The following is an 11,524-nucleotide window of genomic DNA, read 5'->3' on the forward strand; positions in this document are numbered from 1 at the left end:
GCCGGCCGCCGGGCCGGTCTCAGCCCTCGAAGCCCGCCACGTTCTGCTGGGTGACGACCTTCACGGGCACCTTCACCGTCTGCTCCACCTTCTTGTCCTCGGCCGCCCGCAGCGCGTTCTGTACGGCGATCCTGCCCAGTTCCTTCGGCTGCTGCGCCACCGACGCGTACAACGTGCCGTCCTGGACCGCCTTCAGCCCGTCCGGGGTCCCGTCGAAGCCGACGACCTGGACCGACTTGCCGGCCTTGGAACCCAGCGCCTTGATCGCGCCCAGCGCCATCTCGTCGTTCTCGGCGAAGACGCCGTCGACGTCCGGGTGGGCCTGGAGCAGGTTGGTCATCACGTCCAGGCCCTTGGTGCGGTCGAAGTCCGCGGGCTGCTTGGCGACCACCTTGATGCCCGGGTACGCCTTGAGCCCGGCCGCGAAGCCCGCCCCGCGCTCCCGGCTGGCGGAGGTGCCGGCCTGCCCCTGGAGGATGACGATGGTGCCCTTGCCGCCGAGCTTCTCGGCGAGCGCCTTGGCGCCCAGCTCACCGCCCTCGACGTTGTCGGAGGCGACCAGCGCGGACGTCTCGGCCTTGCTGACGCCGCGGTCCACGGCGATGACCGGGATGTCGTCCTTGTTGGCGGAGCGCACCGAGGGACCGGCCGCGTCGGAGTCCACCGGGTTGACGATGACCGCGGACAGGCTGCCGCTGACGAAGTTCTGCAGCTGGTTGGCCTGCTGGGAGGCGTCGTTCTGGGCGTCCGTGACCGTCAGGTCCACGCCCAGCTTCTTCGCCTCCTCCTCCGCGCCGTTCCTGATCTGCACGAAGAACGGGTTGTTCAGCGTGGACAGCGACAGCCCTATCTTCTGGTCCTTGCCGCCGGAGGAGCCGTTGTGCAGCAGCGAGGTCGCGCCGACCACGGCCACCGCGACGACCGCCGCGATCACGTACGTGAGTGCCTGCTTGCCCCGGTTGCCGCCGCCCGACGCCCCGGCCGCCGGAGTCACCGCGCCGGCCTTGCGGCGCAGCGTGTCGAAGAGCACCGCGAGCGCGATGACGACACCGATGACGACCTGCTGCCAGAACGCGGAGACGGACAGCAGGTTCAGGCCGTTGCGCAGCACCGCGAGGATCAGCGCGCCGATCAGCGTGCCGGACGCCTTGCCGGTGCCGCCCGCCAGCGAGGCACCGCCGATGACGACGGCGGCGATGGCGTCCAGCTCGTAGCCCTGCGCGGCCTGCGGCTGCGCGGAGGAGAGCCGGGAGGCGAGCACGATGCCCGCGGCGGCGGCGAACAGGCCGGAGAAGGCGTAGATGGCGAGCTTCTGCCGCTTCACCCGCAGCCCGGACAGGCGCGCGGCCTCCTCGTTGCCGCCGATGGCGTACATGGACCGGCCGATGTAGGTCCGGCCGAGGACGAAGGCGGTGATCAGCCCCATCACGATCATCACGAGCACCGGCACCGGCAGCCACCCGCCGAGCGTGTCGCCGAGGTGCGAGACCGAGTCCGGGAAGGCGATCGGCGAACCCTGCGAGATGACCAGCGACAGACCGCGGCCCACCGACAGCATGGCGAGCGTCGCGATGAACGGCGGCAGCTTCCCGTACGAGATGAGGAAGCCGTTCACCAGACCGCAGGCGATGCCCGTCAGGACGGACAGCAGCACCGCGAGCGCCACCGGCATCCCGGCCTCGGTGGCGCTCCAGGCCAGCACGGTGGCCGACAGCGCGGCGACCGAGCCGACCGACAGGTCGATGCCCGCCGAGACGATGACGAAGGTGACGCCGAAGGCGAGGATCGCGGTGACGGCGGCCTGGACGCCGACGTTGAGGAGGTTGTCGGCGGTCAGGAAGTCCCCGGACAGCGCCGACATGACGACGACGAGGACGATCAGCGCGGTCAGCGCGCCGTTGTCGAGCAGCAGGCGGCGCAGGCCGCTGGTGGCGCCCTGCGCGCCCGGCTTGCTCTTGAGCGTGTCAGTGGCCACGGGAGGCCTCCGTTCCATCCGTTCCGTCGCTGTGCGGGGAGTTGCCGGTGTGCGTACTGACGGCGAGCGCCATCACGGCGTCCTGGGTGGCCTGTTCGGCGGTGAGTTCACCCGCGACGCGCCCCTGCGCCATGACGACCACGCGGTCGCTCATGCCGAGCACCTCCGGCAGATCGCTGGAGATCATGAGCACGGCGGCACCGGCGGCCGTCAGTTCGTTGATGAGCTGGTAGATCTCGACCTTGGCGCCGACGTCGATGCCGCGCGTCGGCTCGTCGAGGATCAGCACCTTGGTGTTCGCCAGCAGCCACTTGCCGATGACGACCTTCTGCTGGTTGCCGCCGGACAGCGTGCGCACGTGCTGCCCGAGCCCGGCCATCCGCACGCCGAGCTGTCCGGCGATCCGCTCGGCCGCCGTGTGCTGCCCCTTGAGGTCGACGAGCCCGGCGCGGGCGGTGGACCGGAGCGTGACGAGCCCGAGGTTCTCCTCCACCGAGGCGTCGAGGACGAGCCCCTGCCCCTTGCGGTCCTCGGGGACGAGTCCGATCCCGGCGGCCATGGCGGCGTTCACGTCGTGCCGCCGCAGCGGCGCACCCGCCACCCGCACGGTCCCGGCGTCGTACGGATCGGCTCCGAACACCGCCCGGACGACCTCCGTACGCCCGGCCCCGACCAGCCCCGCGATGCCGACGACCTCACCGGCCCGCACCTCGAAGCCGACGTCGTGGAAGACCCCGTCCCGCGTCAGCCCCTCCACCTTGAGCAGCGCCTCACCGGCGGCGGTCCGCTCGCGCGGGTACTGCTGCTCGATCGACCGCCCCACCATGAGCCGGACCAGCTCGTCCTCGGGTGTGGAGGCGGGCACCTGCCCGACGCTCCTGCCGTCCCGGATGACGGTGACCCGGTCGCCGAGCGCGGCGATCTCCTCCAGGTGGTGGGTGATGAAGACGATGCCGACGCCGTCCTCGCGCAGCCGCCGCACGATGGCGAACAGCTTGTCGACCTCCTCGGAGGTCAGTACGGCGGTCGGCTCGTCCATGATGAGCACGCGCGCGTCGAGGCTGAGCGCCTTGGCGATCTCGACCATCTGGAGCCGCGCGATGCCCAGTTCACGCACCCGCGCACGGGGAGACACGTTGACCCCCACCCGCTTCAGTAGCACCTCGGCGTCGGCGTCCATCCGCTTCCGGTCGATCATGCCGAGCCGGCGGGGCTGGCGCCCCAGGAAGATGTTCTCGGCCACCGTCAGGTCGGGGACCAGGTTGAACTCCTGGTAGATGGTGGCGATCCCGAGGCGCTCGGAGTCCTGCGCACCGTGGATGCGCACCTCCTCGCCACCGGCCAGGATCCGCCCGGCGTCGGGCGTGTAGGCGCCGGAGAGCATCTTGATGAGCGTGCTCTTGCCCGCGCCGTTCTCACCGAGGAGCACGTGCACCTCGCCCCGGCGCAGGTCGAAGTCGACGCTGTCGAGCGCGACCACGCCGGGGAAGGTCTTGCGGATGCCCTCGATGCGCAGCAACTCGTCCGGACTGCGGCTGCTCACGGCGTACTCCTTCGTACGGGGGACGGGGACGGGGGGTGTTGTTCGGAGGGCGGCTCGCCGCACGAGCGGCGCACGACGAGCCGGGCCGGAAGGGTCACCGACTCGCCGGCCCGCCCCGCGATCCGCTCGACGAGCGCGCGTACGGCCGCCCGCCCCAGCTCGCGGGTGGGCTGGGCGATCGCGGTGACCGGGGGATCGGTGTGCACGAACCAGGGGATGTCGTCGAAGGCGGCGAGCCCGACGTCCTCGGGGACCCGCAGCCCGCGTGCCCGTACGGCGTCCAGCGCGCCGAGGGCCATCAGGTTGTCGGCGGCGAAGACGACCTCGGGCGGCTCGGGCAGGTCGAGGAAGCCCTCGGTGACCCGGCGCCCGCTGCCGGCCCGGAAGTCGCCCTGGCCGATGTAGGCGTCGGGCAGGGGAAGCCCGTACGCGCCGAGCGCCTCGCGGAAGGCGTCGACGCGCTCGCGTCCGGTCGTGGTGGCGGCGGGCCCCGCGATGATCGCGAGCCGCCGGTGCCCGAGCCCGTGCAGATGCGCGACGAGGTCCCGTACGGCCGCCCGCCCGTCCGACCTGACGACGGGCACGTCCACGCCGGGGATCCACCGGTCGACGAAGACCATCGGCGTCCCGGCCCGCGCGGCGTCCAGCATGCGCGGGGAGCCCCCGTCGGTGGGGGAGACGAGGAGCCCGTCGATCCGCCGGTCCAGGAGCGTGGTGACGTGGTGGTCCTGGAGGTCGGGCCGCTCGTCGGCGTTGCCGATGATGACGCTGTAGCCGAGCGCGCGGGCCTCCTCCTCGACGGAACGGGCCAGCTCGGTGAAGTACGGGTTCATCACGTCGCTGATGACCAGGCCGAGGGTCCGGGTCTGGTCGGTGCGCAGCGACCTGGCGAGGGCGTTGGGGCGGTAGCCCAGAGTCTCGACGGCGGCCAGCACACGGGCGCGTGCGGCGGCGCTGACCGACGGGTGGCCGTTGAGCGCCCGGGAGACCGTCGCGACGGACACGCCGGCCTCGGCGGCGACGTCCTTGATGCTCGCCATCGTCGTTCCACCTCCTCGTGGAATCGATTACACGGAGGATTGGAAACGATTACACGAGTGGAATCAAGGGGTCCGGTGGGGCCGAGACGGAATCGTGACCGGAGAAAGGGGCGGCACCCGCGGCGATGTCGCCCCGGGTGCCGCCCCGACCGCCTGCGGCAGTCAGCCCACCGCCGCCGCGAACATCCCCGCCTCGTACGAGCCGCCCTTCTGGTGCGTGATCACGGCGAGCCGGTTGGCCGCGTTGATCATGGCGACCAGGCAGATCAGCGCGGCGACCTGGTCGTCGTCGTAGTGCTTGCGCACCAGCGCCCACGTCTCGTCGGACACGCCCTCGTGGGCGTCGGCGAGCCGGGTGCCCTCCTCGGCGAGGGCCAGCGCCGCCTGCTCGGCCTCGGTGAACACGGTGGACTCGCGCCAGGCGGCGACCAGGTGCAGCCGGACCGCGCTCTCCCCGGCGGCCGCGGCCTCCTTGACGTGCATGTCGATGCAGTGGCCGCAGCCGTTGATCTGGCTGGCCCGCAGCGAGACCAGTTCCTGCGTGGCCTTCGGCAGCGGCGACTCGTGCATCAGCACGCCCATGCCGGCGAACCGCTTCGTGAACCGACCGGCGAACTCGTTCTCGAACAGATTGAATCGGGTGTCCATGATCCCGTCCTCGCTCTCGGTGCCTCGGTGACGAACACAAGACGCCGCCGCCCCGCACCCTGTGACAGGGCGCGGACGTGACCCAGGACACCACCGACGGGTGTCACAGAACCCCGGCGGCCGGTGTCCCGTGCACGAGACACCGCCGGAACCGAACGAACGGGAGAAGCTGGTGACCAGCGAGAACAGCGGCCGCGAACAGGACGGCGCCACGGAGGCCTTCGTCGCCCACCGCAACCTGCTCTTCACCGTCGCCTACGAGATGCTCGGCTCCGCCGCCGACGCGGAGGACGTCCTCCAGGAGACCTGGCTGAAGTGGGCGGGAGTCGACCTCGACACGGTGCGCGACCGGCGCGCGTACCTGGTCCGCATCACCACCCGCCAGGCCCTGAACCGGCTGCGTACGCTGGGCCGCCGCAAGGAGTCCTACGTCGGCTCCTGGCTGCCCGAGCCGTTGCTCACCACGCCCGACGTGGCCGAGGACGTCGAGCTGGCCGACAGCGTGTCGATGGCGATGATGCTGGTCATGGAGACACTCGCGCCGACCGAGCGGGCGGTGTTCGTGCTGCGCGAGGTGTTCGACCTCGGCTACGACGAGATCGCCGAGGCGGTGGAGAAGAGCCCCGCCGCCGTCCGGCAGATCGCGCACCGGGCCCGCGCGCACGTCGCGGCCCGCCGGCCGCGCGGGGCGGTCTCGGCGACCGAGTCCCGGGAGGCGCTCGCGGCCTTCCAGCGGGCGGTCGAGACGGGCGACCTCCAGGGCCTGCTCGACATCCTCTCCCCGGACGTCGTCCTGCTCGGCGACGGCGGCGGCATCAAGCAGGCGGTCCTGCGGCCCGTCGTCGGCGCCGACAAGGTGGCCCGCCTCATGCTGGGCGGCCTGGTCAAGCTGGACATGGAGATGAGGATGGACCCGGCCCAGGTCAACGGGCACCCCGCGCTGGTCATCCGGCTCGACGGCGAACTCGACACCGTGGTGGCGGTGCGCCTCGACGAAGGCCGCATCACCGGGCTCTACGCGGTGCGCAACCCGGAGAAGCTGTCGTACATGCGTGAGGAGGCGACCCTGAGCCGGTGAGCGCCCGGCTCACACGCGGCCCACCAGCCGCCTGTTCCGTCAGGCAGCCGGTGGGCAGACCTCTCAGGCGTGCGCGATGTAGTCGTACCAGTCGGTGATCGGGTCGGTCAGGGCCTTGTCGTCGTAGAGCCTGAAGTACACGGCCTCGCCCTCGTCGAGGTCGTCGTCGGCTCCCATCTCGACCTTGTTCATGTCGAGTTCCTTGGACGTCCCCGGCGCCCAGTAGGTCGCCTCCTTCTTGAGGCCCTCCCACCACTGGGCCCGGACGTAGATCGTGTCGCCGTCGTTCTTGCCGTCGTAGACGTACAGCAGCTCGTCCGACGGGTGGAACTCGACCTGCGCCACGGGGGTGCCGTTCTTCTTCACGACCAGCTTCAGGGCCTCGCCGCCCACGTCCTTCTTGAAGCCGGTGTAGTCGAGGCCGCTGCTGTTCGAGCAGGGGCAGTCGCCGGTGTTGTACTCCCAGCTCTGGATCGACAGATCCGAGTTGTCGTATGCACCCGCCGTGGTCACGGAGGCCCCGGTGAACGCGACTGCCATTCCCAGCGAGATGGCTACGTTTCTGATGCGCATTGCTGCCCCTTCTTGTTCGGCCTGGCCCAACGGCGCCCACGCTAAAGGGCTTGCTGCGCGGGGTGGCACTGCAACTTTTCAGGGTGACAGGGCCGGTCTCAGGCCGCCGCCAGCTCGCACCACACGTACTTGCCCCGGTTGCCGTGTCTGGCCAGCGGGTGCCACCCCCAGACGTCCGCGCAGGCCCGCACCAGCGCCAGCCCGCGACCCTCCTCCAGCTCCGCCACCCTCTCGAACCGCGCGGGCGGTTCGGGCGGTTCGGGGTCCGCGTCCCACGCCCCGATCCGCAGCGTGCCCGGCGGCGACCAGCGGATGCGGAGGGCGGCGGGGCCCTTGGTGTGCCGTACGGCGTTGGAGACCAGCTCCGTTGCCAGCAGTTCGGCGACGTCGACGAGGCGGATCAGGCCGTGCATGGTGAGGACCAGACGGAGGGTGCGGCGGCTGATGGTGACGGCGCGCAGGTCGTTGGGGATGTAGAGGGAGTATTCCCAGGGTTCGGTTTCGGGCATGAGGATTCCCTTGCGTGTGGGGAGTTGGGGGCGGACCGGTGGCATTGCCGGAGCCGTCGTGGCAGGACGGAACGGTGCGCTTCCGGTTACGCACGGTGTGCGCCGCATCACTGACCGTAGGGCTAACATGTCATACGGAGCAAGCTGATCGACTAATCTGGCCCCGAACGGGTCGCACAGGGAGGCTCGTTGAACCCAGGGAGCCGTGCATGGTCCTGCGCCGGGAATGCACCGCACGCCAGTTGCGTCTCGCGGTCGAGTTGCGGAGGCTACGAGACGCGGCAGGGCTCTCCGCCGTCGAGGCGGCGGCACTGCTCGGGGTGAACCGCGTGCAGATCAGTCACATCGAGTCCGGCCTCGCGGGCGTGAGTGAGGAGCGCCTGCGTCGTCTCGCGGCGCACTATTCCTGCACCGACGAGGCATTCGTCGACGCCCTCGTCGTCATGGCGACGGATCGGACGCGTGGCTGGTGGGAGGAGTACCGAGGGCTCCTGCCGACACCCTTTCTGGACATCGCCGAGTTGGAACACCACTCCACCTTCCGTCGGGACGTGGAGTTCTTGTTCATCCCGGGCCTGCTTCAGACGGAGGACTACGCCCGAGCGGCCTTCTCGTCCCGGGTGCCCGAACTTCCGCACGCGGAGCTGGAGCTGCGAGTTCGCCATCGGATGCAGCGGAAGGTGGTTCTCGAAGCCCCGGTGCCGTACGAGTCCCTCATCCATGAGGCGGCGCTGCGTATCAGGGTCGGCGATCGCGTCACCGCGCGAACCCAGCTCGCCCGGGTCCTGGAACTTTCCGAAGCCGATCACATCAGCGTGCGTGTCATTCCCTTCGATCTGGACGGTTTCGGCGGTGCCTGGAGCCCCATGATGTTGGCCGGCGGGAGCGTGCCCCGACTGGACACGGCCGTTCGCGACGCACCACACGGCACCGGCTTCATCGATTCTGAGGCCCAACTCGGCGTCTTCCGAACAGTCTTCCGTAGAGTGAAGGATGCATCGCTCGACCCAAGCCGGTCGCGTGACCTCATCCACAGACTGGCCAAGGAACTGTGAGGCTCCGTGTCCACCCCTGACACCTGGCGCAAGTCGTCCTACTCCGGCGGCGGCGACGGCAACAACTGCGTGGAAATAGCCACCACGACCACCCACGTCGCCGTCCGCGACTCCAAGGCGCCCGCCCGGGCCACCCTCACCTTCCCCCGCGCCGCCTTCACCCGCTTCCTGTCGGTGATGACGGAGCCGGAGGGAAACCCGCCTCCCCGCTGACCCAGCACACCTCCCCGGGGCTGCCGTCGCCCCGGTCGAACTGGCAGCACACGCCACCGACGGCGGCGGCGAGGTCGGTGAACGTCTTCCTGATGCTCGCCGACCGCTCGAACAGGCGGCTGATGCCGGAGGTCGGCGCCCAGAACTCCAGGGCGGCGTATCCGGGGTCCAGGAACGACCGGAACCGGACGGTCAGGTAGACGTACCCGATCCGGACCCGTCCGTTCTCCTCGGGCGGCAGCGAGTACGACTCCCCGTGCGCCCGCACCGCGTCGTCGACCGGGAACATGAGGGACGTGTCCAGGTCCAGCGTGTCGCGTGCGGAGCAGTCGACCGGCTCGCTGCCGAAGCCGGACGTGAACGGGAGGACGATCCGCTCGCCCCCGGGCAGCGTGACGTCGAGCGGGGGCACGTCCCGGGACGGGGGTGCCAGCCCGGCCACGGCGGCCAGCGCCCCGGCGACGTTCCGCGGGCGTAGATAGACGTCGTAGCCGTAGGTCAGCCCCATGTGTCCCCCTCCGCAAGCGTCGGCCGTATCGCACCGCACGCGTCATCCTGCCGGACCGTGCACCGCTGTCACACCTCACCGGTACCGTCGGATCATGCCCAACCAGCCCCCCGCGGCCCCCGGTGAGAGGCGGCTCGCCACCCTCGAAGGCGTCCTGGAGCGTGTCACGTACGCCAACGAGGAGAACGGCTACACCGTCGCCCGCGTCGACACCGGCAGAGGCGCCGGCGACCTGCTGACCGTCGTCGGCGCGCTGCTCGGCGCGCAGGTGGGGGAGTCGCTGCGGATGGAGGGGCGCTGGGGGTCGCACCCCCAGTACGGCAAGCAGTTCCACGTGGAGAACTACACGACGCTGCTGCCCGCCACCGTGCAGGGCATCCGGCGTTATCTCGGGTCCGGGCTGGTCAAGGGGATCGGGCCGATCTTCGCCGACCGGATCACGCAGCACTTCGGGCTGGACACCCTCACCATCATCGAGGCGGAGCCCAAGCGGCTCATCGAGGTGCCCGGTCTCGGGCCCAAGCGGACCAAGAAGATCGCCGACGCCTGGGAGGAGCAGAAGGCGATCAAGGAGGTCATGCTCTTCCTCCAGACGGTCGAGGTGTCCACCTCCATCGCGGTGCGGATCTACAAGAAGTACGGGGACGCGTCGATCTCCGTCGTGAAGAACCAGCCCTACCGGCTCGCCGCCGACGTGTGGGGCATCGGCTTCCTGACCGCCGACAAGATCGCCCAGTCCGTCGGGATCCCGCACGACAGCCCGGAGCGGGTGAAGGCCGGACTGCAGTACGCGCTGTCCCAGGCCACCGACCAGGGGCACTGCTACCTCCCCGAGGAGAAGCTGATCGCCGACGCGGTGAAGCTGCTCCAGGTGGACACCGGGCTCGTCATCGAGTGCCTGGGGGAGCTGGCCGCCGAGCCGGAGGGGCCGGACGAGGACCCCGGGGTCGTGCGGGAGAAGGTGCCGCACCCGGAGGGGGGTGAGCCGATCACCGCCGTCTACCTCGTGCCCTTCCACCGGGCCGAGCTGGCCCTGGCGGGGCAGCTGCGGCGTCTCCTGCACACCGACGAGGACCGGATGCCCGGCTTCCGGGAGGTGGCCTGGGACAAGGCGCTCGGGTGGCTGCGGCGGCGCACGGGCGCCGATCTCGCGCCCGAGCAGGAGGAGGCCGTCAAGCTCGCGCTCAGCGAGAAGGTCGCCGTGCTCACCGGCGGACCCGGCTGCGGCAAGTCCTTCACCGTGCGGTCCATCGTGGAGCTGGCGCGGGCCAAGAAGGCGAAGGTCGTGCTGGCCGCGCCCACCGGCCGGGCCGCCAAGCGGCTCGCCGAGCTGACCGGCGCCGAGGCGTCCACCGTGCACCGGCTGCTGGAGCTGAAGCCCGGCGGCGACGCCGCCTACGACCGGGAGCGGCCGCTCGACGCGGACCTGGTGGTGGTGGACGAGGCGTCGATGCTCGATCTGCTCCTCGCCAACAAGCTCGCGAAAGCCGTCCCGCCCGGCGCCCACCTGCTGCTCGTCGGCGATGTCGACCAGTTGCCCAGCGTGGGGGCGGGGGAGGTGCTGAGGGACCTGCTGGCACCCGGCAGCCCGGTGCCCGCCGTCCGGCTCACCCGCGTCTTCCGGCAGGCACAGCAGTCCGGCGTCGTCACCAACGCGCACCGGATCAACGCCGGGCAGCACCCGGTCACCGACGGGATGAAGGACTTCTTCCTCTTCGTCGAGGACGACACGGAGGAGGCCGGGCGGCTCACGGTGGACGTCGCCGCGCGGCGCATCCCCGCGAAGTTCGGGCTCGACCCGCGCCGGGACGTGCAGGTGCTGGCGCCCATGCACCGGGGACCCGCCGGGGCCGGGACGCTGAACGGGCTGCTCCAGCAGGCCGTCACCCCGGGGCGCCCGGACGTGCCGGAGAAGCGGTTCGGCGGCCGGGTCTTCCGGGTCGGCGACAAGGTCACCCAGATCCGCAACAATTACGAGAAGGGCGAGAACGGCGTCTTCAACGGCACCGTGGGCGTCGTCACCTCGCTCGACCCGGTCGAACAGCGCCTCACCGTGCTGACGGACGAGGACGAGGAGGTGCCGTACGACTTCGACGAACTCGACGAACTGGCCCACGCGTACGCGGTCACCATCCACCGGTCCCAGGGGAGCGAGTATCCGGCCGTCGTGATCCCCGTGACGACCGGGGCGTGGATGATGCTCCAGCGGAACCTGCTGTACACGGCGGTCACCCGGGCGAAACGGCTGGTCGTCCTCGTCGGGTCGCGCAAGGCGATCGGGCAGGCGGTGCGGACGGTGTCGGCCGGCAGGCGGTGCACGGCGCTCGACTTCCGGCTGACGGGGCCTCGAACCTGAAACCTTCCGGTAAACCTCCCGGACCG

Annotated in this window: 11 protein-coding genes; 4 read left to right on the plus strand and 7 right to left on the minus strand. The window is 70.7% G+C overall.

What is annotated here, in order from left to right; all coding sequences use genetic code 11:
• Positions 1-19 precede the first annotated feature (19 nt).
• The 4 genes from Sru02f_RS05020 to Sru02f_RS05035 form a co-directional block, all read right to left on the minus strand.
• The gene (locus Sru02f_RS05020; RefSeq protein WP_109032821.1) at positions 20-1,975 is read right to left on the minus strand and encodes an ABC transporter permease/substrate-binding protein; all 1,956 of its coding nucleotides are present in this window, start codon (positions 1,973-1,975) and stop codon (positions 20-22) included.
• Positions 1,965-3,518, minus strand: coding sequence for a sugar ABC transporter ATP-binding protein (locus Sru02f_RS05025; RefSeq protein WP_109032822.1), 1,554 nt, complete (start codon positions 3,516-3,518; stop codon positions 1,965-1,967). The genes Sru02f_RS05020 and Sru02f_RS05025 overlap by 11 nt, the downstream gene beginning before the upstream one ends.
• The gene (locus Sru02f_RS05030; RefSeq protein ID WP_109032823.1) at positions 3,515-4,558 is read right to left on the minus strand and encodes a LacI family DNA-binding transcriptional regulator; all 1,044 of its coding nucleotides are present in this window, start codon (positions 4,556-4,558) and stop codon (positions 3,515-3,517) included. The genes Sru02f_RS05025 and Sru02f_RS05030 overlap by 4 nt, the downstream gene beginning before the upstream one ends.
• 162 nt (positions 4,559-4,720) lie before the next feature.
• Positions 4,721-5,206, minus strand: coding sequence for a carboxymuconolactone decarboxylase family protein (locus Sru02f_RS05035; RefSeq protein ID WP_109032824.1), 486 nt, complete (start codon positions 5,204-5,206; stop codon positions 4,721-4,723).
• Between the two features lie 130 nt (positions 5,207-5,336).
• On the opposite strand from Sru02f_RS05035, the gene Sru02f_RS05040 reads away from it, so the two are divergent.
• Positions 5,337-6,284 carry an RNA polymerase sigma-70 factor gene (locus tag Sru02f_RS05040; RefSeq protein ID WP_109032825.1) on the plus strand — a complete coding sequence of 316 codons (948 nt, stop codon included), beginning with the start codon at positions 5,337-5,339 and terminating at the stop codon, positions 6,282-6,284.
• A 63-nt stretch (positions 6,285-6,347) separates the two neighbouring features.
• Here Sru02f_RS05040 and Sru02f_RS05045 read toward each other — a convergent pair whose 3' ends face one another.
• Entirely contained in the window at positions 6,348-6,857 is a 510-nt protein-coding gene (locus Sru02f_RS05045; RefSeq protein ID WP_109032826.1) for a hypothetical protein, read from the minus strand.
• A gap of 98 nt (positions 6,858-6,955) precedes the next feature.
• Positions 6,956-7,366, minus strand: a complete 411-nt coding sequence (locus tag Sru02f_RS05050; protein WP_109032827.1) for an ATP-binding protein — start codon at positions 7,364-7,366, stop codon at positions 6,956-6,958.
• 209 nt (positions 7,367-7,575) lie between these two features.
• On the opposite strand from Sru02f_RS05050, the gene Sru02f_RS05055 reads away from it, so the two are divergent.
• On the plus strand, positions 7,576-8,421 hold the full coding sequence (locus Sru02f_RS05055; protein WP_109032828.1) for a helix-turn-helix domain-containing protein: 846 nt from the start codon (positions 7,576-7,578) through the stop codon (positions 8,419-8,421).
• Between the two features lie 6 nt (positions 8,422-8,427).
• The gene (locus Sru02f_RS05060) at positions 8,428-8,634 is read left to right on the plus strand and encodes a DUF397 domain-containing protein (RefSeq protein ID WP_109032829.1); all 207 of its coding nucleotides are present in this window, start codon (positions 8,428-8,430) and stop codon (positions 8,632-8,634) included.
• Here the strand turns inward: Sru02f_RS05060 and Sru02f_RS05065 are convergent.
• Entirely contained in the window at positions 8,579-9,142 is a 564-nt protein-coding gene (locus Sru02f_RS05065; RefSeq protein ID WP_109032830.1) for a hypothetical protein, read from the minus strand. The two genes, Sru02f_RS05060 and Sru02f_RS05065, sit on opposite strands and share 56 nt — an antisense overlap.
• 94 nt (positions 9,143-9,236) lie before the next feature.
• On the opposite strand from Sru02f_RS05065, the gene recD2 reads away from it, so the two are divergent.
• Positions 9,237-11,498, plus strand: a complete 2,262-nt coding sequence (recD2, locus tag Sru02f_RS05070; protein WP_109032831.1) for an SF1B family DNA helicase RecD2 — start codon at positions 9,237-9,239, stop codon at positions 11,496-11,498.
• Positions 11,499-11,524 lie beyond the last annotated feature (26 nt).

The organism is Streptomyces rubrogriseus (assembly GCF_027947575.1).
In the GTDB taxonomy this organism is placed as follows: Bacteria; Actinomycetota; Actinomycetes; order Streptomycetales; family Streptomycetaceae; genus Streptomyces; species Streptomyces rubrogriseus.

Bases quoted from the DNA above. Each gene is read 5' to 3' on its own strand.
- Sru02f_RS05030 (WP_109032823.1), bottom strand. From the start codon at position 4,558: ATGGCGAGCATCAAGGACGTCGCCGCCGAGGCCGGCGTGTCCGTCGCG.
- Sru02f_RS05055 (WP_109032828.1), top strand. From the start codon at position 7,576: ATGGTCCTGCGCCGGGAATGCACCGCACGCCAGTTGCGTCTCGCGGTC.
- recD2 (WP_109032831.1), top strand. From the start codon at position 9,237: ATGCCCAACCAGCCCCCCGCGGCCCCCGGTGAGAGGCGGCTCGCCACC.
- Sru02f_RS05050 (WP_109032827.1), bottom strand. From the start codon at position 7,366: ATGCCCGAAACCGAACCCTGGGAATACTCCCTCTACATCCCCAACGAC.
- Sru02f_RS05045 (WP_109032826.1), bottom strand. From the start codon at position 6,857: ATGCGCATCAGAAACGTAGCCATCTCGCTGGGAATGGCAGTCGCGTTC.
- Sru02f_RS05035 (WP_109032824.1), bottom strand. From the start codon at position 5,206: ATGGACACCCGATTCAATCTGTTCGAGAACGAGTTCGCCGGTCGGTTC.
- Sru02f_RS05065 (WP_109032830.1), bottom strand. From the start codon at position 9,142: ATGGGGCTGACCTACGGCTACGACGTCTATCTACGCCCGCGGAACGTC.